This window comes from Streptomyces sp. NPDC002144, from assembly GCF_053593695.1.
This window is the reverse complement of sequence record NZ_JBSFDB010000003.1, coordinates 316,618-339,793: the sequence shown is the minus strand read 5'-3', so window position 1 is coordinate 339,793 and position 23,176 is coordinate 316,618. Positions and strand designations below refer to the sequence as shown.

Genomic DNA, 23,176 nt, shown 5'->3' with positions numbered 1-23,176 from the left:
GTTAGCCCAGCCTTTCCTTGCTGGCGGCGGGGAATGCGGAGGCGTAGGTTTTGCGTTGTCGGAAATTAGAACGTGTCCAAAGTTAGCTTTGGCTTAGCTTCCCTGGGGGACCCCGCAATGGCGATCATCGAGACCGAGGCCACGCTCCACGAGGCCCACCGCGACAACCACACGCACCGTGACGTCAACGGTGGGTGGCTGCGGCCGGCGGTGTTCGGGGCGATGGACGGGCTCGTCTCCAACCTCGCGCTGATGACCGGTGTCGCGGGCGGCGCCGTGAGTCCGAACACCATTGTGCTGACCGGCCTCGCGGGTCTCGCCGCCGGCGCCTTCTCGATGGCCGCGGGTGAGTACACCTCCGTCGCCTCCCAGCGCGAGCTCGTCGAGGCCGAGCTGGACGTCGAGCGCGCCGAGCTGAGGAAGCACCCGGCGGACGAGGAGGCCGAGCTCGCCGCGCTCTACCAGGCGCGCGGCGTCGAGCCGGAGCTGGCCCGGGAGGTCGCCCGGCAGCTGTCCCGCGATCCCGAGCAGGCGCTGGAGATCCACGCCCGCGAGGAGCTCGGCATCGACCCCTCGGACCTGCCGTCGCCGCTGGTCGCGGCCGTGTCGTCCTTCGGGTCCTTCACGCTGGGCGCGCTGCTTCCCGTGCTGCCGTATCTGCTCGGTGCGACCGCGCTGTGGCCCGCCCTGCTGCTCGCCTTCATCGGGCTGTTCGCGTGCGGTGCCGTGGTGGCCCGGGTGACCGCGCGCAGCTGGTGGTACAGCGGGCTGCGGCAGCTCGCGCTCGGCGGCGCCGCGGCCGGTGTGACGTACGCCCTGGGCAGTCTGTTCGGAACGGCCGTAGGATAGCTCGGCTGGAACTTATGCGTTGGGCCGCATAAGTAGCCGTTACTCGCTGGTTTCGAATGGTTTTCCACCGGGCATGAGCCGTAAGCGCTGTGGGCAATGAAGCCTGCCGCGCACCACCGGGAAGGGCGACGCGGCCCTCCCCGTCTTTCGGGTCGGCGGACAACGATCTGTCCCGTCCGGTCCCCATAGCTTCCACCGCAGGCGCGGCACCCGCGCTGCAGCCGAGCGGTGTCCGCATGCTGGAACGGAATATCCCGGTTCCCGAGAACCGCTCCATCATGTAACCTGCACGAAATTTTGCACTCCGCAGAGGGCCAACGTCGTCCCTCGGCAATCTGCATGCCACTTGAGACGACGACGGGAGAGCCGATGCGTACGCCGCGCCAGCCGTCCCAGCATTCCGCGAATGGCCAGAACTGGTCCTTCATGGATGCTCGCCCTGCTGCGCAGGGTATGTACGACCCCCGCTTCGAGCGCGACGCCTGCGGCGTCGGCTTCGTTGCCACCCTCACCGGCGAGGCGTCCCACACCCTGGTCGAACAGGCCCTGACCGTCCTGCGCAACCTCGAACACCGCGGTGCCACCGGCTCGGAGCCCGACTCCGGGGACGGCGCCGGCATCCTCTCCCAGGTGCCCGACGCGTTCTTCCGTGACGTGGCCGGATTCGAACTGCCCGAGGCGGGCGGTTACGCGGCCGGTATCGCCTTCCTGCCCGAGGAGGGGACGGAGGACGCCGTCTCACGCATCGAGACGATCGCCGACGACGAGGGTCTCACCGTCCTCGGCTGGCGCGAGGTCCCGGTCGCCCCCGAACTGCTCGGCGCCACCGCCCGCTCGACGATGCCCGCCTTCCGCCAGATCTTCGTCACGGACAACGCCTCGAAGGGCATCGTTCTCGACCGCAAGGCCTTCGCGCTGCGCAAGCGCGCCGAGCGCGAGGTGGGTGTCTACTTCCCGTCGCTTTCCGCGCGCACCATCGTCTACAAGGGCATGCTGACCACCGGTCAGCTCGAGCCCTTCTTCCCGGACCTGTCCGACCGCCGCTTCGCCTCCGCGATCGCGCTCGTGCACTCCCGGTTCTCCACGAACACCTTCCCGTCGTGGCCCCTCGCGCACCCGTACCGCTTCGTCGCGCACAACGGTGAGATCAACACCGTCATGGGCAACCGGAACTGGATGCGCGCCCGCGAGTCGCAGCTGGTCTCCGACCTGTTCGGGGACAGGGGCCTGGAGCGCGTCTTCCCGATCTGCACGCCGGACGCCTCCGACTCGGCGACCTTCGACGAGGTGCTCGAACTGCTGCACCTGGGCGGGCGTTCGCTGCCGCACTCCGTGCTGATGATGATCCCGGAGGCGTGGGAGAACCACGACTCCATGGACCCCGCCCGCCGCGCCTTCTACAACTTCCACTCCACGATGATGGAGCCCTGGGACGGCCCGGCCTGTGTCACCTTCACCGACGGCACTCAGGTCGGCGCGGTCCTCGACCGCAACGGCCTGCGCCCCGGCCGCTACTGGGTCACCGACGACGGCCTGGTCGTCCTCGGCTCCGAGGTCGGCGTCCTGGACATCGACCCGGCCAAGGTCGTCCGCAAGGGCCGGCTGCAGCCCGGCAAGATGTTCCTCGTCGACACCGTCGAGCACCGCATCATCGAGGACGACGAGATCAAGGCGGCCCTCGCCGCCGAGCACCCCTACGCCGAGTGGATCGAGGCCGGCGAGATCGAGCTGGGCGACCTGCCCGAGCGCGAGCACATCGTCCACACCCACGCCTCGGTCACCCGCCGCCAGCAGACCTTCGGCTACACCGAGGAGGAGCTGCGCGTCCTCCTCGCGCCGATGGCCAAGGCCGGTGCCGAGCCGATCGGTTCGATGGGTACGGACAGCCCGATCGCCGCGCTCTCCGAGCGCCCGCGGCTGCTGTTCGACTACTTCACCCAGCTGTTCGCGCAGGTCACCAACCCCCCGCTGGACGCGATCCGCGAGGAGCTGGTCACCTCCCTGCGCTCGTCGCTGGGCCCGCAGGGCAACCTGCTCGACCCGAGCGCCGCCTCCTGTCGCTCCGTCGTGCTGCCCTTCCCGGTCATCGACAACGACGAGCTGGCCAAGCTCATCCACATCAACGCCGACGGCGACATGCCCGGCTTCAAGGCCGCGACCCTCTCCGGTCTGTACCGGGTCTCCGGCGGCGGTGACGCCCTCGCAGCGCGCATCGAGGAGATCTGCGCCGAGGCCGACGCCGCCATCGGCAACGGCGCCCGGCTGATCGTCCTGTCGGACCGCCACTCCGACGCCGAGCACGCGCCGATCCCCTCGCTGCTGCTCACCGCGGCCGTCCACCACCACCTCATCCGCACCAAGCAGCGCACCCACGTGGGCCTGCTGGTCGAGGCCGGCGACGTCCGCGAGGTCCACCACGTCGCCCTGCTCATCGGCTACGGCGCCGCGGCCGTGAACCCGTACCTGGCGATGGAGTCGGTCGAGGACCTGGTCCGCGCCGGTACCTTCCTCTCCGGCATCGAGCCCGAGCAGGCCATCCGCAACCTGATCTACGCCCTCGGCAAGGGCGTGCTGAAGGTCATGTCGAAGATGGGCATCTCCACGGTCGCCTCCTACCGGGGCGCCCAGGTCTTCGAGGCCGTCGGCCTCGACGACGCGTTCGTCGACAAGTACTTCAGCGGTACGGCCACCAAGATCGGCGGGGTCGGCATCGACGTCGTCGCCAAGGAGGTCGCCGCCCGCCACGCCAAGGCCTACCCCGCCTCCGGCATCGCGCCGGCCCACCGCGCCCTGGACATAGGCGGCGAGTACCAGTGGCGCCGCGAGGGCGAGCCGCACCTGTTCGACCCCGAGACGGTCTTCCGCCTCCAGCACTCCACGCGCACCGGCCGCTACGACATCTTCAAGAAGTACACCGAGCGCGTGAACGAGCAGTCCGAGCGCCTGATGACGCTGCGCGGCCTGTTCGGCTTCACGTCGGACCGGCAGCCGATCTCCATCGACGAGGTCGAGCCGGTCTCCGAGATCGTCAAGCGCTTCTCCACCGGCGCCATGTCGTACGGCTCCATCTCGCGCGAGGCGCACGAGACGCTCGCCATCGCCATGAACCAGCTGGGCGGCAAGTCCAACACCGGTGAGGGCGGCGAGGACCCGGACCGTCTGTACGACCCGGCCCGCCGGTCCGCCATCAAGCAGGTCGCCTCCGGCCGCTTCGGCGTGACCTCCGAGTACCTGGTCAACGCGGACGACATCCAGATCAAGATGGCCCAGGGCGCCAAGCCCGGCGAGGGCGGCCAGCTGCCCGGCCACAAGGTGTACCCGTGGGTCGCCAAGACCCGTCACTCGACCCCGGGCGTCGGTCTGATCTCGCCGCCGCCGCACCACGACATCTACTCCATCGAGGACCTGGCCCAGCTGATCCACGACCTGAAGAACGCGAACCCGCAGGCGCGGATTCACGTCAAGCTGGTCTCCGAGGTCGGCGTCGGCACGGTCGCGGCGGGTGTGTCCAAGGCGCACGCGGACGTCGTGCTCATCTCCGGTCACGACGGCGGCACGGGCGCCTCCCCGCTGACCTCGCTGAAGCACGCGGGCGGCCCCTGGGAGCTCGGTCTCGCCGAGACCCAGCAGACCCTGCTGCTCAACGGCCTGCGCGACCGGATCGTCGTCCAGACCGACGGCCAGCTCAAGACCGGCCGTGACGTCGTCATCGCCGCGCTGCTCGGCGCCGAGGAGTTCGGTTTCGCGACCGCGCCGCTCGTCGTCTCCGGCTGCGTCATGATGCGCGTCTGCCACCTGGACACCTGCCCGGTCGGCATCGCCACCCAGAACCCGACCCTGCGCGACCGCTTCTCCGGCAAGGCCGAGTACGTCGTCAACTTCTTCCAGTACATCGCCCAGGAGGTCCGCGAGATCCTCGCCGAGCTCGGCTTCCGCTCCATCGAGGAGGCCGTCGGCCACGCCGAGGCGCTCGACGTGACCCGCGCGGTCGACCACTGGAAGGCGCAGGGCCTGGACCTGGCCCCGCTGTTCCACGTGCCGTCGCTGCCCGAGGGCGCGGTCCGCCACCAGGTGATCGCCCAGGACCACGGCCTGGAGAAGGCGCTCGACAACGAGCTGATCAAGCTCGCCGCCGACGCCCTGGCCGCCGACTCCGCGACCGACGCCCAGCCGGTGCGCGCCCAGGTCTCCATCCGCAACATCAACCGCACGGTCGGCACCATGCTCGGCCACGAGGTGACGAAGAAGTTCGGTGGCGCGGGCCTGCCCGACGACACCATCGACATCACCTTCACCGGTTCCGCGGGCCAGTCCTTCGGCGCCTTCCTCCCGCGCGGTGTCACGCTGCGCCTGGAGGGCGACGCCAACGACTACGTCGGCAAGGGCCTGTCCGGCGGCCGGGTGATCGTCCGTCCCGACCGGGGCGCCGACCACCTCGCCGAGTTCTCGACCATCGCGGGCAACACCATCGCGTACGGCGCGACCGGCGGCGAGCTGTTCCTGCGCGGTCGTACCGGCGAGCGATTCTGTGTCCGCAACTCCGGCGCGACGGTCGTCTCCGAGGGCGTGGGCGACCACGGCTGCGAGTACATGACCGGCGGACGCGCGGTGGTGCTCGGCCCGACGGGCCGCAACTTCGCCGCCGGTATGTCCGGCGGTGTCGCGTATGTGATCGACCTCGACCGCGACAACGTCAACGTCGGCAACCTGGAGTCGGTCGAGGAGCTGGACGACACCGACAAGCAGTGGCTGCACGACGTGGTGCGCCGGCACCAGGAGGAGACCGCCTCCACGGTCGCCGAGAAGCTGCTGGCCGAGTGGGATACCCCTGGAGGAGGGGTCGAACGCTTCAGCAAGATCATCCCCAGTACGTACAAGGCAGTGCTCGCCGCCAAGGACGCCGCCGAGCAGGCGGGACTCTCCGAGTCCGAGATCACCGAGAAGATGATGGAGGCGGCGATCAATGGCTGACCCGAAGGGCTTTCTGAACCACGGCCGTGAGGTCGCCAAGTCCCGTCCGGTCGAGGAGCGCCTGAAGGACTGGAACGAGGTCTACGTCCCCGGCTCCCTGCTGCCGATCATCAGCAAGCAGGCCAGCCGCTGCATGGACTGCGGCATCCCGTTCTGTCACAACGGCTGTCCGCTGGGGAACCTGATCCCCGAGTGGAACGACTACGCCTACCGCGAGGACTGGTCGGCGGCCTCGGAACGCCTGCACGCGACGAACAACTTCCCCGAGTTCACGGGGCGGCTGTGCCCGGCCCCGTGCGAGTCGGCGTGTGTGCTCGGCATCAACCAGCCGCCGGTGACCATCAAGAACGTCGAGGTCTCGATCATCGACAAGGCGTGGGAGACCGGTGACGTCGCGCCGCAGATCCCGGAGCGCCTGTCCGGCAAGACCGTCGCCGTCATCGGCTCGGGCCCGGCGGGCCTGGCCGCCGCCCAGCAGCTGACCCGGGCCGGCCACACCGTCGCCGTCTACGAGCGCGCCGACCGCATCGGCGGCCTCCTGCGCTACGGCATCCCCGAGTTCAAGATGGAGAAGCGGCACATCAACCGCCGTATCGAGCAGATGCGCGCGGAGGGCACCCGCTTCCGCACCGGCATCGAGATCGGCCGCGACCTCAAGGCGACCGACCTGAAGAAGCGGTACGACGCCATCGTCATCGCCGCCGGTGCGACGACCGCGCGTGACCTGCCGGTGCCGGGCCGCGAGCTCAAGGGCATCTACCAGGCCATGGAGTACCTGCCCCTGTCGAACAAGTTCCAGGAGGGCGACTACGTCGTCGCCCCGGTCTCGGCCGAGGGCAAGCACGTCGTGGTCATCGGCGGCGGCGACACCGGCGCGGACTGCGTGGGCACCGCCCACCGCCAGGGCGCGGCCTCCGTCACCCAGCTGGAGATCATGCCCCGGCCGGGCGACGAGCGGAATGCCGTCACCCAGCCGTGGCCGACCTTCCCGATGCTGTACAAGGTGACCTCCGCGCACGAGGAGGGCGGCGAGCGGGTCTACTCCGTCTCCACCACCCACTTCGAGGGCGACGAGGACGGCAACGTCCAGTGGCTGCACCTCACCGAGGTCGAGTTCATCGACGGCAGGCTCACGCCGAAGCCGGGCACCGAGCGCAAGATCCCGGCCCAGCTGGTGACGCTGGCCATGGGCTTCACCGGCACCGACCGGGACAACGGCCTGGTCGACCAGTTCGGCCTGGACCTCGACGAGCGGGGCAACATCGCCCGCGACGCCGACTTCCAGACCAACGTCCCCGGCGTCTTCGTCGCCGGTGACGCGGGCCGCGGCCAGTCGCTCATCGTGTGGGCGATCGCGGAGGGCCGCTCGGCCGCCCGCGGCGTCGACCGCTTCCTGACCGGCGCCAGCGACCTGCCGGCCCCGATCCGCCCGACGGACCGCGCGCTGATGGTCTGACGGTTCACGAAGAACGTCCCGTACAAAGGCGTACGGGCTGGTTGTCTGGGGGGTGTCCCCCCAGACCCCCCGTGACGGCGTCTGCCCAGTCCCCGACCGGACTACGGGCAGGCGCTGTCCCCGTTTCGGCTGCTCAGACCGTCAGTTCCGCGACCTTCGCCATCGCCAGGATCACCAGCAGCGCCAGCAGGGCCACGCACGCGCCCGCCTGGACGAGGGTGCGGCGCTGGTCGCGGGGCGCGTAGGCGAAGGCGACGGTCACCACGGCGCCGGCCAGCAGTCCGCCGAGGTGGCCCTGCCAGGAGGTGAGGCCCGCGGAGATCAGCAGCCACAGCAGCAGGCCCGCCATGAAACGGTTGACCTGACCCATGTCGGCGCCCAGCCGCCGCGCCATGACGTAGTACGCGGCTCCGAGCCCGAAGATCGCCCCGGACGCGCCCAGCGTCGGAGTGTCCGGCGCCAGCAGCAGCACCAGCACCGAGCCGCCCAGCGCCGACAGCAGATACAGGGTGACGTACCGGATCCGGCCGAGCTGGAACTCGACCACCCGGCCGATGTTCCACAGCGACACCATGTTCATCACGATGTGCAGGATCCCGAACGTGCCCCCGGTCGGCGGCAGATGCAGGAACGCACCCGTCAGCAGCCGGTACCACTCCCCGTCGATGACACCCTCGGGGTGGTAGGCCGAGGGGTACCCGGCCGTCCACACGTAGTGCCCGCCGTCCGGCCCGACCAGCCCCCGGCCCAGCATCTCGAACCGGTCCACGACCGACGGCCGCACCAGCTCGCCCAGATACGCGAGCACATTGAGCCCGATCAGGACGTACGTCACCACGGGCGCAGAGATGATCCGCCCGCCGAACGCCGTGCGCGCCTGCCGCACCGACCGCGCGCCCTGACGTACGCACTCCACGCACTGGTGGCCGACGGACGCCTCCCGCATACAGTCCGGGCAGATGTGGCGGTCGCAGCGGGTGCAGCGGACGTGGGACTCCACCGCGGGATGACGGTAGCAGGTGGTGACGGTGGACTCGGGTTCCACGCCGGCTCCTCGGAGGGGATGGGACGAACGGTGAGCCGGTGGGGACGGCGGCGAACAAAATAACGAACACGGGTGACGGATGGGAGAGTAGGGGCCATGGTTGCGATCAGTCTGAAGAAGGTCGAGGAGACCGCGCCGGCCCTGGTCAGCTTCTACAAGAGCGCCGGGGTCTTACTGCGCAAGCACGGGCTGGACGGTCTGCGGGCCGCCGTGTACCTCGTCGTCGACTACTCCGGCTCGATGAAGCCGTACTACAACGACGGCAGTGTGCAGGCGCTGGCCGACCGGGTGCTCGGGCTGTCCGCGCATCTCGACGACGACGGAAGCGTGCCGGTGGTGTTCTTCTCGACGGACGTCGACGCCGAGACCGAGATCGCGCTCGCCGACCACGCGGGGCGCATCGAGAAGATCGTGGCCGGGCTCGGGCACATGGGCAAGACCAGCTACCACCTGGCCATGGACGCCGTGATCGACCACTACCTCGACAGCGGCTCCACCGACCCCGCCCTGGTGGTCTTCCAGACCGACGGCGGCCCGATCAACAAGCTCGCCGCGGAACGGTACCTGTGCAAGGCGGCCCGGCTGCCGCTGTTCTGGCAGTTCGTGGGCTTCGGGGACCCGCACAGCAAGCAGTTCGACTTCCTGCGCCGGCTCGACGACCTCGCGGTCCCGGACAAGCGGGTCGTCGACAACGCCGGGTTCTTCCACGCCGGGGCGGACCCGCGGAAGGTGTCGGACGCCGAGCTGTACGACCGGCTCGTGAGCGAGTTCCCGAAGTGGCTGGTGGCGGCGCGGGCGCAGGGAATCGTGCCGCCGTCCTGAACGCACCGTTGGCCCGGCCCCGGGGAGCGTGCCACCCTGATGTTGATCCGACGGGGAGGCGACGAACGTATGGACGGCGCACGTGCGGACAACCACGGGGCTTCGGCGCGCAGGGAGCCCCCGGGCAAGGGCGAGAAGGTCGCCGACTGGGCCGACGGACGGCTCGGCCTCTACGCCCTGGCCAAGGCCAACATGCGCAAGGTCTTTCCGGACCACTGGTCCTTCATGCTCGGCGAGATCTGCCTGTACAGCTTCATCATCCTGATCATCACCGGCATCTACCTGACCCTGTTCTTCGAGCCCAGCGGGGTCGAGGTCACTTACCACGGCTCGTACGTGCCGCTCAACGGCGTCCGGATGACCCGCGCCTACGAGTCCGCGCTGGACATCAGCTTCGACGTGCGCGGCGGACTGCTCATCCGGCAGATCCACCACTGGGCGGCGCTGGTCTTCGTCACCGGCATGCTGGTGCACATGATGCGGGTGTTCTTCACCGGCGCATTCCGCAAGCCCCGCGAGGTCAACTGGCTGTTCGGCTGGACCCTGCTGATGCTCGGCATCATCACCGGCCTGACCGGCTACTCGCTCCCGGACGACCTGCTCTCCGGCACCGGCATCCGCTTCGCCGACGGCGCGATCCTGTCGATCCCGATCGTCGGCACGTATCTGTCGATGTTCCTGTTCGGCGGGGAGTTCCCGGGCCACGACATCATCTCGCGGCTCTTCCCGGTCCACGTCCTGCTGCTGCCAGGGCTGATGCTGGGGCTGGTGGTCGCCCATCTGATCCTGGTCTTCTACCACAAGCACACCCAGTACCCCGGGCCCGGGCGCGACCAGAAGACCGTGGTCGGCATGCCCTTCCTGCCCGTCTACATGGCCAAGGCCGGCGGTTTCTTCTTCCTCGTCTTCGGCGTGCTGGCCGTCATGGGCGGCATCGCCAGTATCAACCCCGTGTGGGCCTTCGGCCCCTACCGGCCGGACCTGGTGACCACCGGCGCCCAGCCCGACTGGTACCTCGGCTTCTCCGAGGGACTGATCCGGGTGATGCCGGGATGGGAGATCAACGCCTGGGGCCACACCCTGGTGCTGGGCGTTCTCATCCCCTTCTCGCTCTTCCCGCTGATCCTGCTCGCCCTCGGCCTGTATCCCTTCGTCGAGGCGTGGATCACCGGGGACAGACGCGAGCACCACATCCTGGACCGGCCGCGCAACGCGCCCGTGCGCACCGGGCTGGGCGTGGCCTGGCTCGCCCTGTACGTGGTGCTGCTGATCGGCGGCGGCAACGACATCGTGGCCACGCATCTGCATCTGTCCATCAACGCCATCACCTGGTTCGTGCGGGTCGCCTTCTTCGCGGCGCCGGTCGTCGCATTCATCGTCACCAAACGGGTCTGCCTGGGCCTGCAGCGCCGGGACCGGGACAAGGTGCTGCACGGCAGGGAGACCGGCACCATCAAACGGCTGCCGAGCGGCGAGTTCGTCGAGGTGCACGAACCGCTTCCGCAGGACCAGCTCTTCACCCTCACCCAGCACGAACAGAACCCGCCCTACGAGATCGGCCCGCTCGTCGACGCCAACGGCGTGCGCCGGCCGGTCACCGTCGCCCAGCGGGTGCGCGCCCAGCTGGCGCGGGCGATGTTCGGGCCCGATTCGCGGATCGCCAAACCGACCGTGGAGGAGTACCGGGAGCTCACCAGCGGCGACCACCACCACTGAGCACCAGCGCCCGGCACTCCCGAGGCGTGCCCCACGCGGTGCGCAGCGCTCTGGCCTTGGTCAGCCACAGGGACAGGTCGTACTCCGCGGTGTACCCGATCGCGCCGTGCGACTGGAGGGCGGTACGGGCGGCCCGGTACGCGGCCTCGCAGGCCGCGACCTTGGCGGCGGCCAGGTCGGCGGGCGCCATGGTGAGCGCGGCTCCGAACACCAGGGGCCGCGCGAACTCCAAGGCGATCTTGACGTCGGCCAGTCGGTGCTTCACGGCCTGGAAGGAGCCGATGGGGACGCCGAACTGGGTGCGCTGTTTCACGTACGCGACGGTCCGGTCCAGGAGGGCGAGCCCGACACCGAGGGCCTGTGCGGCGGTGGCGAGACGGGCGTGGGCGAGGGCGTGCTCCACGGGCGGCTCGGCGGTGAGGAGTTCGCCGCCCGGTGCCAGGGGGGTGAGGCGGCGGGCGGGGTCGAGGGAGGGGCGTACCGGACCGTGACCGGGGGCGAGGCGCAGGCCGTCGGATGCCAGCGAGAGACGGACGTCCGCCGCCTCGCCGTCGAGGGCGTACGACCCCTCGTGCGCCACCGTCGCCAGCGCCTCGCCCGAGGCCAGCGACGGCAACAGGCGCTTGGCGGCCGGACTCGGCTCACCGAGCAGGGCGGCCGCGACGACCGTCTCCACCACAGGTCCCGGTACCGCGTGCCGCCCCAACTCCACGAACGCGACGGCGAGTTCCACAGGACGGACGCCGAGTCCGCCGTACTCCTCCGGTACGGCGAGACCGAACACCCCCGCTTCGGCGACACGGCGCCACAGCGCACGGCCGCTCGCCCGTTCGCCGCGGCTCCACTCCCGTATGACGGACGGTGTGTCGGAGGCGGTGAGCAGGGCGTCCAACGAGGCCGCGAACGCCCGCTGTTCGGCGTCGAGCAGAAAACGCATCAGCGGCGTCCCTTCGGCAGGCCCAGCAGGCGCTCGGCGATGATGTCCCGCTGGATCTCGTTGGTGCCCGCGTAGATCGGGCCGGCGAGGGAGAAGACGTAGCCCTCGGCCCAGGACGTGTCCGCCGACTCGCCCTCCTCGCCGAGCAGGTCGAGGGCCGTCTCGTGCAGCGCGATGTCGTACTCGGACCAGAAGACCTTGTTCAGGCTGGACTCGGGCCCGATGGAGTCGCCGTCCAGGAAGCGGGAGGCCGCCGCGTGGGTGAAGAGCTGGTAGGCGCGAGCGCCGATCAGGGCGTCGGCCACCTGGTCGTGTGCGTGGGGAGGACTTCCCCGCTCCCCCCAGAGGGCGCGCAGTCTCTGCGCGGCGGCGAGGAAACGGCCCGGGGAGCGCAGCATCAGCCCCCGCTCGTTCCCCGCCGTCGACATCGCGATCCGCCAGCCCTCGCCGGGCGCGCCGATCACGTCCGCATCCGGCACGAACACGTCGTCCAGGAAGAGCTCGGCGAACGCCGGCTTCCCGTCCAGGCGGCCGACCGGGCGGACCGTGACGCCCGGCGCGCGCAGGCCGAACGTCAGGTAGGTCAGGCCCTGGTGGGGTTTCGGCGTGTCCGGGTCACTGCGGAACAGGCCGAAGGCGCGGTCGGCGAAGGCGGCCCGGGACGACCAGGTCTTCTGCCCGGTCAGCAGCCAGCCGCCGTCCGTGCGCACCGCCCGCGATCTGAGGGAGGCCAGATCGGAGCCCGCCTCGGGCTCGGACCACGCCTGCGCCCAGATCACCTCGCCGGTGGCCATCGACGGCAGCACTCTCGCCCGCTGCTCCTCAGTGCCGTGGTCGAAGAGGGTCGGCGCCAGCAGACTGATCCCGTTCTGACTCACCCGCCCCGGCGCGCCCGCCGCCCAGTACTCCTCCTCGAAGGCGAGCCAGCGCGGGAGACCGGCGTCCCGTCCGCCGTACGCGGCCGGCCAGTTGACCACCGACCAGCGGTCCGCGGCCAGCTCCGCCTCCCACGCCCGGTGCGCCGCGAAGCCCTCCGCGGTCTCCAGGGACGGCAGCGGGTCGGCCGGTACATGCGCGGTGAGCCAGGCCCTGGCCTCCGCGCGGAACTCCTCGTCGGCGCGCGAGTCGGTGAGGTCCACGGTCGTCGCCCTCCTTCCCTAACAAGTGTTTGGTAGATTAGCGTGGCCCTATGACAACGGTCGAGACTCCGGTGTACGTGCCCGGGCACGGCCTGCTGACCGGCCGCACCGCCGTCATCACCGCGGCGGCCGGAGCGGGCATCGGCGGCGCCACCGCGCGTCGCTTCCTGGAGGAGGGCGCCCGCGTGCTGATCAGCGACGCCCACGGGCGGCGGCTGAAGGAGTACGAGGCTGAGCTGGCCCGGGACTTCCCGGGCGCGGTGGCCGCGGTGCCGTGCGACGTCACCGACGAGGGCCAGGTGCGGGCCCTGTTCGAGACGGCGGTGAGCGAGCACGGACGGCTGGACGTCGTCGTCAACAACGCGGGGCTCGGCGGCACGTCGCCCCTCGTCGACATGACCGACGAGCAGTGGAGCCGGGTCCTGGACGTGACCTTGAACGGCACCTTCCGGTGCACCCGGGCCGCGCTGCGGCTGATGCGCGAGAGCGGCGGCGGGGGCAAGGGTGGCGGCGAGGGCAACGGTGGTGGCGGGGGCAAGGGTGGTGGCGGGGTCATCGTCAACAACGCCTCCGTAGTCGGGTGGCGTGCCCAGGCCGGACAGGCCCACTACGCCGCCGCCAAGGCCGGTGTCATGGCGCTGACCCGGTGCGCGGCGCTGGAGGCGGCCGAGTACGGAGTGCGGGTCAACGCCGTCTCGCCGAGCCTGGCCATGCACCCGCACCTGGTGAAGGTGACGACCCCCGAGCTGCTGGAGGAACTGACCGCGCGCGAGGCCTTCGGCCGGTACGCGGAGCCCTGGGAGGTGGCCAACGTGATCGTCTTCCTGGCGTCCGGCTACTCCTCGTACATGACGGGCGAGGTCGTCTCCGTCAGCAGCCAGCACGCCTAGGACGAGAATGTATCCGTGCCGACCAAGAAGAAGCCCCAGGTGACCGCCGCGCCCGCCCGGCGCCGCGAACTCCTCGAGACCGCCGCCGAGGTCTTCGCCGAGCAGGGCTACAACGCCACCACCGTACGCAAGATCGCCGACCACGCGGGCATGCTCGCGGGCAGCCTCTACTACCACTTCGACTCCAAGGAATCGATGCTGGAGGAGATCCTGCGCACCTTCCTCGACGAGCTGTGGAGCGGCTACGACACCGTCCTGGACGCCGAGTTGGACCCGCGCGAGACCCTGGAGGCCCTGGTCACCGAGTCGTTCCGGGAGATCGACCGGCACCGCGCCGCCGTCGCGATCTACCAGAAGGAGAGCAGGCAGCTGGTGGCGCAGGAGCGGTTCGCGTTCCTCGCCGAGTCGCAGCGCAAGTTCGAGAAGGCGTGGCTGTCCACGCTCGAGCGCGGGGTCGCCGCCCGGGTCTTCCGGGCCGACCTCGACGTCCGTCTCACCTACCGGTTCGTGCGCGACACCGTGTGGGTGGCCGCGTCCTGGTACCGGCCCGGCGGACAGCACAGCCCGGAGGAGATCGCCCGGCAGTACCTGTCGATGGTGCTGGACGGGATCGCCGTACGAACGTGACCCATTGGGGAGTCGCCATGGCCGAGGCCTACATCGTCGAAGCGGTCCGAACGCCCGTGGGGCGGCGGGGAGGTGGGCTGAGCGGGGTCCATCCGGCCGACCTGGGCGCGCATGTGCTGAAGGAGCTGGTCGAGCGCGCGGGCGTCGATCCGGCCGCCGTCGAGGACGTCGTCTTCGGCTGTCTGGACGCGGTGGGACCGCAGGCCGGGGACATCGCGCGCACCTGCTGGCTGGCGGCCGGACTGCCCGAGGAGGTGCCCGGCGTGACGATCGACCGGCAGTGCGGCTCCTCGCAGCAGGCCGTGCACTTCGCGGCGCAGGGGGTGTTGTCCGGCACGCAGGACCTGGTGGTCGCGGGCGGTGTGCAGAACATGTCGCAGATCCCGATCGCCTTCGCCACCCGCCAGGCCGCCGAGCCGCTGGGCTTCACCGCCGGACCCTTCGCGGGCAGCGAGGGCTGGCGGGCCCGGTACGGGGACCAGCCCGTCAACCAGTTCGTGGGCGCCGAGATGATCGCCGCGAAGTGGGGGATCAGCCGGGAGGACCAGGAGGAGTTCGCGTTGCGGTCGCACCGGCGGGCGCTGCGGGCGATCGACGAGGGCCGGTTCGAGCGGGAGATCGTGGCCCTCGGCGAGGTCGCGGTCGACGAGGGGCCGCGCCGGGACACCTCGCTGGAGAAGATGGCCGGGCTGAAGCCGGTCCTGGACGGCGGCACCATCACCGCCGCCTGCTCCTCCCAGGTCTCCGACGGGGCGGCGGCGATGCTGCTGGCCTCGGAGCGGGCGGTGCGCGAGCACGGGCTGCGGCCCCGCGCCCGCGTCCACCATCTCTCCGTACGCGGAGAGGACCCCATCCGCATGCTCTCCGCCCCCATCCCGGCCACCGCCCACGCCCTGAAGAAGACCGGCCTGACCATCGACGACATCGACCTCGTCGAGATCAACGAGGCCTTCGCCCCGGTCGTCCTCGCCTGGCTCAAGGAGACCGGCGCCGACCCCGAGAAGGTCAACGTCAACGGCGGCGCGATCGCCCTCGGCCACCCCCTCGGCGCGACCGGCGTCAAACTCATGACGACCCTGCTGCACGAACTGGAGCGCACGGCCGGCCGCTTCGGCCTCCAGACGATGTGCGAGGGCGGCGGCCAGGCGAACGTGACGATCATTGAGAGGGTCTGAGGACGGTAGGGAGGGGGCGGGGGGCCGCCTGGTGGTGGGCGGTGCGGTGGTGGGTGCTGGGTGGGCGGTGGAGCGGAGGTAGGCGTGCTGCGGTAACCGGTGGGCCGCCAGCCGCCAGCCGCCAGCCGCCAGCCGCCAGCCGCCAGCCGCCAGCCGCCAGCCGCCAGCCGCCAGCCGCCACGGGCCAACGCGCGGTGGTGCGCGGCGGCCGGTGGGCGGGGCGTGGCGGTGGGCCGGCGTGGGTAAGGGGGCCGGGGTGGGTCAGTGGGTGAAGGAGAAGCCCAGGACCACGCCCGCTGACACCTCCACCATGCCGGGTGCGAGGTCGCCCGCCGAGGTGCCGCCCCCGCCGCCGTGGCCCCGGTACTGGCGGAACTCGTAGGACTCCGAGTCCACGTCCTGGATGTGCACCACCGGGCCCAGCTTCACGCCCGCCGCCTCCGCGTACACCTCGGCCTTGCGGCGGGCGGCGGCCACCGCCTTGCGCCGTGCCTCGTCCCGCAGCGCCGGCTTGTCGTGCACGTCGAACTCGACGCTGTCGATGTGGTGCGCCCCGGCGTCGACCGCGTCCACGATCAGCTGCTGGAGATCGTCGAGCACCTCGGTCTCGATGACGTACGAGGCCCGGCAGCGGTAGCCGAGGAACTTCCGTTCGCCGCCGTACCCGTCGTAGTCCGAGCTGAGCTTGAGCCGGGAGCCCGACACCGACGCGTCCGGTATCCCGTGCCCGCGCAGTACTTCACGCAGCCGCGCCACGGCAGCACCCGCCTCCTGGAACGCCCTGTCCGGCAGGGGCTCCAGCACATCCACCGACAACCTCACCCGGACGAGCTGCGGCTCGACCCGCACGCTCCCCGCACCGAAAACACTCGATCCCCACGGCTCTCTGATCGTCTCCGTCATGTGCGCATTGAAGCACCGCCCCGCGCCAACTCGCCGATGATTTCCTCCGCTTGAGCCATCACCCCCGCCACCAGCTCCCCGCACGAGGGCAGGTCCTCGATCACCCCGGCGACCTGCCCGGACGCCATCACCCCGAGATCCGTACGGCCGTCCACCATCGCCGACTTCAGCAGCATCGGCGTGTTCGCGGCGAGCAGTACCTGGCTCCAGGACAGCTCCCTGCCGTGCTTCATCGCCAGCCCGTCGCGCGCCATCTGCCGCCAGCTCAGCCCGGACAGCCTGCGGAAGCCGGCCGCGCGGCGCAGGGCGTGCAGCAGGGCCCGCGCGCGGCCGGAGTTCTCCAGGGAGTCCACCAGCTCCGTGCGCAGCATCCGGTGCGGCAGACCGTCCACCGCCCTGGTCACGGTGACGTCCCGGACCGTCGCCGCCAGATACCGCGCCTTCACCGCGTCCGGCACCGTCGAGTCGGAGGTGAGCAGGAACCGCGTGCCCATCGCGACCCCCGCCGCCCCGTACGCCAGCGCCGCGACCATGCCCCGTCCGTCGAAGAAGCCCCCCGCCGCCACGACCGGTATCCGCACCGCGTCGACCACCTGCGGCAGCAGCACCGTCGTCGCCACTTCGCCGGTGTGCCCACCGCCCTCGCCGCCCTGCACGATGACGGCGTCCGCGCCCCATGCCGCGACCTTCTCCGCGTGCCGTCGCGCGCCGACGGAGGGGATGACCACGACACCCGCCCCCTTCAGCTCCACGATCAGCTCGGGGGAGGGGGCGAGGGCGAAGGAGGCGACCCGGACGCCCTCCTCGATCATGATGCTCACCCGGTCACCGGCGTCCGCCGCGTCGGCCCGCAGATTCACCCCGAACGGAGCGTCCGTACGGGACTTCACCTCCCGTATCGCCTCGCGCAGCCGGTCGGTCGTCATCGTCGCGGAGGCCAGGATGCCGAGCGCGCCCGCGTTCGCCGCCGCGGACACCAGACGGGGGCCCGCCACCCAGCCCATACCGGTCTGGACGATCGGGTGCCGGACGCCGATGAGGCGGGTGAGCGCCGTCTCCATCACGAACCGACCTCCCTGGCCCGGCTGCCGGCCGGGTCGAGCACCTCGCGGATCAGCCGCAGTTCCTCGGCCGTGGGCTCCCGGGTCGTCGGCACCTCGTCCGGGACCGACAACTCGAAGGCGGTCGCCTCGCGCACCTCCTCCAGAGTGACCCCCGGGTGCAGTGAGGCCAGGCGCATCGAGCGGTCCGGGGTCGCGAAGTCGAAGACGCCCAGGTCGGAGACGACACGCGGGATGCGGTGGTAGCGAGTCGTTTCCGGATGGGCGGCCGCGTGGTCGTAACCCACCCCGCAGACCATGTCGACCTTCTCGACGAAGACCCGCCGGGAGTGCTTCGGAACCCAGTAACTCGTCGGGTTGTTCAGCGTGTTGACCGGCGCCCCGCGCACCCCGAGCAACTGCCGCTTCGGCCGCTCCCAGTCGCCGATGCAGGAGATGTTCTGGTTGCCGAACCGGTCGATCTGGCTCGCGCCCATCATCACGTGCCGCCGCCCGCCGGTGACGAGGGCCAGGTGCTGACGGTAGGGGAGCCAGCCCTCGACCGTGCCGTCCGGGCGGACCAGCATCGCCTCACCGTCCGTCAGCAGCAGGTCCGGCGAGAACGTGAGCCGGGCGAGCCGGGCGCCGATGGAGGGGATCAGCCCCATCGGGCTGGCGAGCACCTCGCCCTCGCCCCGCCAGGCCTCGGCGCAGGCGATCACGCAGTACTCGGCGCGGGTGACGGGAACAACGGACGTGCCGGTGACCTCGGTCATGACTCCTCCCTCACCGCCGTCTGGTACGCCTGCTCGTCCCCGGCCAGGAACCGGGCCGCGAACTCCGGCCAGGGCGTGGTCGCGTACGTCCGCTGGAAGGCCTCGTCCCGGCCGTAGTCGGGGGCGCAGGACGTGAAGTGCGCGCCGTTCGGGGCCTCCACGACACCCGTCACCCGGTGCCGTTTGACCAGCAGCGACTGGGGTGCCGCCTCCTTCGTCAACTCGGCCGTGTCCACGATCCGTTCGCACGACACATAGGCCGTGTCCGCCGCCTCGCAGAACAGGTCGTCGAAGTACGGGTCCGGGCCGAGGTACTGCCCGTTGCCCAGCCGGTCCGCGCGGCCCACGTGCACGAGGGCCGCGTCCATCCGCAGGGCCGGCATCGCCACGAACGTCTCCCCGTCCTCGTACGGCGAAGTGACCGTCCGCAGACCGGGGTTGACCCGCATCACGTCCGAGCCGATCCCGGCCCGCACCGGCAGGAACGGCAGCCGGTTCGCCGCCGCGCGCAGCCCCCACATGAACATCGCCTCGTCGATCTCCATCAACTCGAAGGCACCGCGCTCCCGGGCCGCGCGGTAGTGCGGTTCCAGTGGGACGGAGTCGAGGGTGACGAAGGCGGCGACCAGCTTGCGGATCCGTCCGGCCGCCGCCAGCATGCCCACGTCCGGGCCGCCGTAGGAGACGACCGTCAGGTCGGTGACGTCCGAGCGCAGCAGCGCTCTGACCAGGGCCATCGGTTTGCGGCGGGAACCCCATCCGCCGATGCCGAGGGTCATGCCGCTCTCCAGGCGGGAGACCACCTCCTCGGCGGTCATCGTCTTGTCGCCCACGCCTACGCACCCTCCTTCTGCTTGCCGAAGGTGTCCCGGACCCGGTCGGCCACCCCGACCGCGCTCGCCTCGTATGTGAAGCCCTGCTCGAAGCGGTAGCTGCGGCGCACGTCGACCGGATCGATGCCGTTGATGGCGGTCTTGGCCAGACGCAGCAGCTCTCCGTCCTTGGCGGCGATGTCGCGCGCCACCTCCAGGGCCGTTTGGCGCAGTTCGTCGGGTGGTACCACCCGCCACACCGAGCCGTAGCCGTGCAGCTCCCGCGCGGTGACCGTCTGCGAGGTGTAGTAGAGGGCGCGCATCCGGTGCTGCGGGACCAGTCGGGCCAGATGCGTGGCCGCGCCCAGGGCGCCCCGGTCCAGCTCGGGCAGGCCGAAGACGGCGTCCTCGCTCGCCACGATCACGTCCGCGTTCCCCGCCAGGCCGATGCCGCCGCCCAGGCAGAAGCCGTGCACCGCCGCCACCACGGGCACCTCGCACTCGTACACCGCCGCGAACGCCTCGAAGCAGCCGCGGTTGGCGCCCACCAGCGCGCTCGAGCCCTGCGCCTGTATCTCCTTGATGTCCACGCCCGCGTTGAAGCCCCGGCCCTCGGCGGCCAGGACGACACAACGCGCCCCTTGGTCACGGCCCGCGCCACGCAGCGCGTCGGCCAGCTCGAACCAGCCGCGCACCGGCAGTGCGTTCACCGGGGGGAAGTCGACGGTGAGGAGACGGATCCCCTTTTCCGGGGACGAGGTGGAGACACCCATGGGCGCATCAGCTACCTTTCCAACCAACGCCTTTCCACCAAACATTTGTTAGGTGTGAGGCTTCGAAGCTAGCAGTCCGCGGATCGGAGCGGGAGACCTGTGGATAACTCGCTGCGCGGCAGGACGGTCGTGGTCACCGGGGGCACCCGGGGGGTGGGAGCGGGGATCGCCAAGGCCTTCGTGGAGGCCGGGGCGCAGGTCGTCGCCTGTGCGCGACGGCCGCCCGAAGTGCCGGTCGAGGGCGTGGAGTTCAGCCCGCTCGACCTGCGCGATCCGCCCGCCGTACGTGCCTTCTTCGCCGCGCTGCCCCGGCTCGACATCCTCGTCAACAACGCGGGCGGCGCCCCCTACCGCAAGCTGGCCGACGCGGACGCCGAGCGACACGCACGGGTCGTCGAGCTCAACCTCCTCGCCCCGCTCACGGCCTCCCTCGCCGCGTACGAGCACCTGCGGCGGGCCCGGGGAGCCGTCGTGATGATCGGCAGCGTCAGCGGCAGCCGGCCCTCGCCCGGCTCGGCGGCGTACGGGGCGGCCAAGGCCGGGTTGGAGAACCTCGCCCGCTCGATGGCCGTGGAGTGGGCACCAGAGGTCCGGGTCAACACCCTTGTCGTCGGCATGGTCCGCACCGAGCTGGCCCATCTGCACTACGGCGGCGAGGACGGCGTCGACGCGGTGTCCCGCACGGTGCCGCTCGGCCGCCTTGGCACCCCGGCCGACGTCGGCGCGGCCGCCGTCTTCCTCGCCTCCGACGCGGCCGCCTACATCAGCGGGGCGAGCCTGCTGGTGCACGGGGGCGGGGAGCGGCCGGCGTTCCTGGATGCCGCAACTGCCAACAAGGAGACGTGAGATGAGCGGAATCTGCGACGGACGGGTCGTCGTCGTCACCGGGGCGGGCAGGGGCCTCGGACGGGCACACGCGCTCGCGTTCGCGGCGGAGGGCGCGCGGGTCGTGGTCAACGACCTGGGCGTGGGGCTGGACGGGACGCCGGGCGCCGACAGTCCGGCCCGGCAGGTCGTCGAGGAGATCCGGGCGGCGGGCGGTGAGGCGGTCGCCCACGGCGGCGACATCGCCGGCACCGAGGGAGCGGCCTCGCTGGTCGCGGCGGCTCTGGAGACGTACGGGCGGCTCGACACGCTCGTCAACAACGCCGGGTTCCTGCGCGACCGGATGCTGGTCAACCTCGACGAGGGGGACTGGGACGCCGTGATGCGCGTGCACCTCAAGGGGCACTTCCTGCCGCTCAAGCACGCCGCCGCGCACTGGCGGGCCGAGGCGAAGGCGGGACGCACGCCGGTCGCCCGGATCGTCAACACCAGCAGCGGGGCCGGGCTGTTGGGGTCGGTCGGACAGGGGAACTACAGCGCCGCGAAGGCAGGCATCGTCGGACTGACGCTGGTCGCGGCGGCCGAACTGGCCCGCTACGGCGTCCAGGTCAACGCGATCGCGCCCGCGGCCCGCACGCGCATGACGGAACGGACCTTCGCGGAGACCATGGCCGCCCCCGACACCGGCTTCGACGCCATGGCCCCGGAGAACGTCTCGCCCCTCGTCGTCTGGCTCGGCTCCGCCGCGAGCGAGGGCGTGACCGGCCGCGTCTTCGAGGCGGAGGGCGGCCGGATCACCGTCATGGAGGGATGGCGCCCGGGCCCGAGCGCCGACAAGGGGGCCCGGTGGAGCCCGACGGAGGCGGGGGAGACGGCACTCAAGCTGCTGGGGGAGGCGGAGGCGCCGGGGGCGGTGTACGGGACGTAGCCGCGTCCGGCTGGGTGGTCCCCGGGCAGGCTCGGCTTCGTGTCCGCGTCCGGCTGGGTGTGGTCCCCGCGCAGGGTGGCTTCGTGTCTGCGTCGGGCTGACTGCGGACCTCGGACAGGGTTGGCCTCGCGCCCTCAGTCCCGGCCGGCGTGGCCCTCCGGCGGGGCCCTCGCGCCGCGCCGCGCCCCCGGTTGCGCTCCGGCACGGTTGCCTTGCGTCCGCGCCGCGCTGCCGGTTGCGCTCCGGCACGGTTCCCCTGCACCCGCGCCGCCCTCCGGCACGTTTTGCCGCGCGCCCGCGCCGCGCCCCCGGTCGCGCTCCGGCACTATTCGCCCTCGTCTCGCTGCGTGTCGCGTTTCGGCAGGGTTGGTCTTGTGTCCGCGCCGTGTTCCCGGTCCGCAGCCCGTCGGGGGTGGCTTTGCTTCCCCGACGCGCCCTCGGTCGCGCTCCGGCACGGTTTGCCCCGCGCCCGCGCCGCGCTTCGGAACGGTCCGTGCCGCGCGCCGGTGCGGTTCGCTCGCGCCCCGGCCCCTACGTGTCGCACTCCAGTACCGTCCGGCACAGGCCGCATCTCGCTCGTACCCGTCCCTTCACCGGGACCCTGATGCGCTGGTGGCAGGTCGGGCAGGGGAATGACACGCGGAGGGGGCCGTGGCCGTCCGGGGTGAAGGAGTACGGCGTGCCGGCGTGGGGGAGGGGCGTGTGGGTGTCCTGGGCGTGGCGGCGGTCGCGGGCGTAGCGGCGGCGGCCCGCCCAGCCGGCCGCGGTGAGCGGGGGCTGCTGCTCGTCGCGGCGGGCCTGGGCCATGCCCTCGGTGTAGGCCTCGTACGCCTGCGGGCTGGTGAACCAGATCGCGGGGTCCTCGCCGAAGACCAGGGCACGCTTGGCCAGGACGTACCCGAACTCCTCGGGCGTGAGATAGCCGAGCTTCTGGGAGGACGCCGAGTCCTCCCGGTAGGCGTCGAGCAGCAGCCAGCCCGCGCCCAGGTACGTCGTCGCGGTGTCCGTGAGGATCTCGTTGTCCCGGGTTCCGGGGAAGGACAGCCCCAGCCGGTGCAGATAGACGTGCATGACCTCGTGGGCGAGGGCCGCGCCGATGTCCCGCCGGTGCGTGCGGAACCGGTCGTTCAGCTCCACGAAGTACTCCGGGCCCGCCGCCAGCTCGACGTTCGCCGCGTGCGTCATCTCCCGGAAGCTGACGATCAGCCGGGCGTCCGGCAGCCGGTAGTGCCGCACCAGCTCCCGGGCCACCCGCTGGGCGCCCAGATAGAGGTCGTCGGTGTCGCAGAAGGCCACGTCCGCGGGGGCCACGCTGGTGGAGAAGGTCTGGACGGTGTCGTACGACAGCCGTTTCCAGAGCGCGGTGATGGCGGCCCGCACCGTCTCCAGGTGTGGGTAGCCGTGCTCGACCGGTCCGCCGTTCGCCACGCCTGAACCCCCAAGACGCCCAGAACCCGACTCCACTCTACGGGGAGGAGAGCGGATTTTCCCT

The 23,176-nt window shown here is 71.2% G+C and carries 19 protein-coding genes; 10 read left to right on the top strand and 9 right to left on the bottom strand.

Annotated elements, in window-relative coordinates; translation table 11 throughout:
• Window positions 1-117: 117 nt before the first annotated feature.
• The 3 genes from ACWCQ1_RS06495 (at window position 118) to ACWCQ1_RS06485 (ending at window position 7,276) form a co-directional block, all read left to right on the top strand.
• The gene (locus tag ACWCQ1_RS06495) at window positions 118-849 is read left to right on the top strand and encodes a VIT1/CCC1 transporter family protein (RefSeq protein ID WP_451025976.1); all 732 of its coding nucleotides are present in this window, start codon (window positions 118-120) and stop codon (window positions 847-849) included.
• Between the two features lie 369 nt (window positions 850-1,218).
• Window positions 1,219-5,820: a glutamate synthase large subunit gene (gltB, locus tag ACWCQ1_RS06490; protein WP_133042791.1), complete on the top strand. Its 4,602-nt coding sequence runs from the start codon at window positions 1,219-1,221 to the stop codon at window positions 5,818-5,820.
• Window positions 5,813-7,276 (top strand): glutamate synthase subunit beta, encoded by a 1,464-nt coding sequence (locus tag ACWCQ1_RS06485; RefSeq protein WP_451025975.1) that lies wholly within the window; start codon window positions 5,813-5,815, stop codon window positions 7,274-7,276. Before gltB ends, ACWCQ1_RS06485 begins: the two co-directional genes overlap by 8 nt.
• A gap of 133 nt (window positions 7,277-7,409) precedes the next feature.
• Here the strand turns inward: ACWCQ1_RS06485 and ACWCQ1_RS06480 are convergent, their stop codons facing one another.
• Window positions 7,410-8,321: a rhomboid family intramembrane serine protease gene (locus tag ACWCQ1_RS06480; protein ID WP_133042789.1), complete on the bottom strand. Its 912-nt coding sequence runs from the start codon at window positions 8,319-8,321 to the stop codon at window positions 7,410-7,412.
• Between the two features lie 96 nt (window positions 8,322-8,417).
• On the opposite strand from ACWCQ1_RS06480, the gene ACWCQ1_RS06475 reads away from it, so the two are divergent.
• Together ACWCQ1_RS06475 and qcrB are read left to right on the top strand one after the other, a co-directional pair.
• Entirely contained in the window at window positions 8,418-9,143 is a 726-nt protein-coding gene (locus ACWCQ1_RS06475) for a vWA domain-containing protein (protein WP_451025974.1), read from the top strand.
• A 69-nt stretch (window positions 9,144-9,212) separates the two neighbouring features.
• Window positions 9,213-10,859: a cytochrome bc1 complex cytochrome b subunit gene (gene qcrB, locus ACWCQ1_RS06470; RefSeq protein WP_358595102.1), complete on the top strand. Its 1,647-nt coding sequence runs from the start codon at window positions 9,213-9,215 to the stop codon at window positions 10,857-10,859.
• Here the strand turns inward: qcrB and ACWCQ1_RS06465 are convergent.
• Complete coding sequence (locus ACWCQ1_RS06465; RefSeq protein WP_451025973.1) at window positions 10,834-11,796, bottom strand: acyl-CoA dehydrogenase family protein; 963 nt, start codon at window positions 11,794-11,796, stop codon at window positions 10,834-10,836. The two genes, qcrB and ACWCQ1_RS06465, sit on opposite strands and share 26 nt — an antisense overlap.
• Window positions 11,796-12,935 (bottom strand): acyl-CoA dehydrogenase family protein, encoded by a 1,140-nt coding sequence (locus tag ACWCQ1_RS06460; protein WP_451025972.1) that lies wholly within the window; start codon window positions 12,933-12,935, stop codon window positions 11,796-11,798. Before ACWCQ1_RS06460 ends, ACWCQ1_RS06465 begins: the two co-directional genes overlap by 1 nt.
• A gap of 50 nt (window positions 12,936-12,985) precedes the next feature.
• Between ACWCQ1_RS06460 and ACWCQ1_RS06455 the strand changes: the two genes are divergently transcribed.
• The 3 genes from ACWCQ1_RS06455 to ACWCQ1_RS06445 are packed head-to-tail and all read left to right on the top strand — an operon-like array spanning window position 12,986 to window position 15,627.
• Window positions 12,986-13,825, top strand: coding sequence for an SDR family oxidoreductase (locus ACWCQ1_RS06455; protein WP_358595093.1), 840 nt, complete (start codon window positions 12,986-12,988; stop codon window positions 13,823-13,825).
• Window positions 13,826-13,840: 15 nt separating this feature from the next.
• Entirely contained in the window at window positions 13,841-14,452 is a 612-nt protein-coding gene (locus ACWCQ1_RS06450; protein ID WP_133042783.1) for a TetR/AcrR family transcriptional regulator, read from the top strand.
• Window positions 14,453-14,469: 17 nt separating this feature from the next.
• A complete protein-coding gene (locus ACWCQ1_RS06445; RefSeq protein WP_358595090.1) occupies window positions 14,470-15,627 on the top strand; it encodes an acetyl-CoA C-acetyltransferase in 1,158 nt (385 codons plus the stop codon).
• 261 nt (window positions 15,628-15,888) lie between these two features.
• Here the strand turns inward: ACWCQ1_RS06445 and ACWCQ1_RS06440 are convergent, their stop codons facing one another.
• Genes ACWCQ1_RS06440 through ACWCQ1_RS06420 form a run of 5 tightly spaced genes read right to left on the bottom strand, consistent with a single transcriptional unit; the run spans window position 15,889 to window position 19,931 of the window.
• Window positions 15,889-16,530, bottom strand: coding sequence for an SIMPL domain-containing protein (locus ACWCQ1_RS06440; protein ID WP_451025971.1), 642 nt, complete (start codon window positions 16,528-16,530; stop codon window positions 15,889-15,891).
• The gene (locus ACWCQ1_RS06435) at window positions 16,527-17,591 is read right to left on the bottom strand and encodes an NAD(P)H-dependent flavin oxidoreductase (protein WP_451026019.1); all 1,065 of its coding nucleotides are present in this window, start codon (window positions 17,589-17,591) and stop codon (window positions 16,527-16,529) included. The genes ACWCQ1_RS06440 and ACWCQ1_RS06435 overlap by 4 nt, the downstream gene beginning before the upstream one ends.
• Window positions 17,591-18,346 (bottom strand): CoA-transferase, encoded by a 756-nt coding sequence (locus ACWCQ1_RS06430; protein ID WP_133042780.1) that lies wholly within the window; start codon window positions 18,344-18,346, stop codon window positions 17,591-17,593. The genes ACWCQ1_RS06435 and ACWCQ1_RS06430 overlap by 1 nt, the downstream gene beginning before the upstream one ends.
• Complete coding sequence (locus ACWCQ1_RS06425; RefSeq protein WP_133042779.1) at window positions 18,343-19,179, bottom strand: CoA transferase subunit A; 837 nt, start codon at window positions 19,177-19,179, stop codon at window positions 18,343-18,345. The genes ACWCQ1_RS06430 and ACWCQ1_RS06425 overlap by 4 nt, the downstream gene beginning before the upstream one ends.
• Window positions 19,180-19,181: 2 nt before the next feature.
• On the bottom strand, window positions 19,182-19,931 hold the full coding sequence (locus ACWCQ1_RS06420; RefSeq protein ID WP_451025970.1) for an enoyl-CoA hydratase family protein: 750 nt from the start codon (window positions 19,929-19,931) through the stop codon (window positions 19,182-19,184).
• A gap of 99 nt (window positions 19,932-20,030) precedes the next feature.
• Here ACWCQ1_RS06420 and ACWCQ1_RS06415 point away from each other — a divergent pair, with 99 nt between their 5' ends.
• Both ACWCQ1_RS06415 and ACWCQ1_RS06410 read left to right on the top strand, forming a co-directional pair.
• Complete coding sequence (locus tag ACWCQ1_RS06415; protein WP_358595077.1) at window positions 20,031-20,777, top strand: SDR family oxidoreductase; 747 nt, start codon at window positions 20,031-20,033, stop codon at window positions 20,775-20,777.
• Window position 20,778: 1 nt separating this feature from the next.
• Window positions 20,779-21,684: an SDR family oxidoreductase gene (locus ACWCQ1_RS06410; RefSeq protein WP_451025969.1), complete on the top strand. Its 906-nt coding sequence runs from the start codon at window positions 20,779-20,781 to the stop codon at window positions 21,682-21,684.
• A gap of 531 nt (window positions 21,685-22,215) precedes the next feature.
• On the opposite strand, the gene ACWCQ1_RS06405 is transcribed toward ACWCQ1_RS06410, so the two are convergent.
• Window positions 22,216-23,112: a hypothetical protein gene (locus tag ACWCQ1_RS06405; RefSeq protein ID WP_133042776.1), complete on the bottom strand. Its 897-nt coding sequence runs from the start codon at window positions 23,110-23,112 to the stop codon at window positions 22,216-22,218.
• Window positions 23,113-23,176: the final 64 nt, after the last annotated feature.

What these genes read in the sequence shown, in the direction of transcription:
- gltB (WP_133042791.1), top strand. Translation starts at nt 1,219, where the DNA reads ATGCGTACGCCGCGCCAGCCGTCCCAGCATTCCGCGAATGGCCAGAAC.
- ACWCQ1_RS06435 (WP_451026019.1), bottom strand. Translation starts at nt 17,591, where the DNA reads ATGGAGACGGCGCTCACCCGCCTCATCGGCGTCCGGCACCCGATCGTC.
- ACWCQ1_RS06485 (WP_451025975.1), top strand. Translation starts at nt 5,813, where the DNA reads ATGGCTGACCCGAAGGGCTTTCTGAACCACGGCCGTGAGGTCGCCAAG.
- ACWCQ1_RS06430 (WP_133042780.1), bottom strand. Translation starts at nt 18,346, where the DNA reads ATGACCGAGGTCACCGGCACGTCCGTTGTTCCCGTCACCCGCGCCGAG.
- qcrB (WP_358595102.1), top strand. Translation starts at nt 9,213, where the DNA reads ATGGACGGCGCACGTGCGGACAACCACGGGGCTTCGGCGCGCAGGGAG.
- ACWCQ1_RS06445 (WP_358595090.1), top strand. Translation starts at nt 14,470, where the DNA reads ATGGCCGAGGCCTACATCGTCGAAGCGGTCCGAACGCCCGTGGGGCGG.
- ACWCQ1_RS06465 (WP_451025973.1), bottom strand. Translation starts at nt 11,796, where the DNA reads ATGCGTTTTCTGCTCGACGCCGAACAGCGGGCGTTCGCGGCCTCGTTG.
- ACWCQ1_RS06495 (WP_451025976.1), top strand. Translation starts at nt 118, where the DNA reads ATGGCGATCATCGAGACCGAGGCCACGCTCCACGAGGCCCACCGCGAC.
- ACWCQ1_RS06410 (WP_451025969.1), top strand. Translation starts at nt 20,779, where the DNA reads ATGAGCGGAATCTGCGACGGACGGGTCGTCGTCGTCACCGGGGCGGGC.
- ACWCQ1_RS06475 (WP_451025974.1), top strand. Translation starts at nt 8,418, where the DNA reads ATGGTTGCGATCAGTCTGAAGAAGGTCGAGGAGACCGCGCCGGCCCTG.
- ACWCQ1_RS06420 (WP_451025970.1), bottom strand. Translation starts at nt 19,931, where the DNA reads ATGGGTGTCTCCACCTCGTCCCCGGAAAAGGGGATCCGTCTCCTCACC.
- ACWCQ1_RS06455 (WP_358595093.1), top strand. Translation starts at nt 12,986, where the DNA reads ATGACAACGGTCGAGACTCCGGTGTACGTGCCCGGGCACGGCCTGCTG.
- ACWCQ1_RS06440 (WP_451025971.1), bottom strand. Translation starts at nt 16,530, where the DNA reads ATGACGGAGACGATCAGAGAGCCGTGGGGATCGAGTGTTTTCGGTGCG.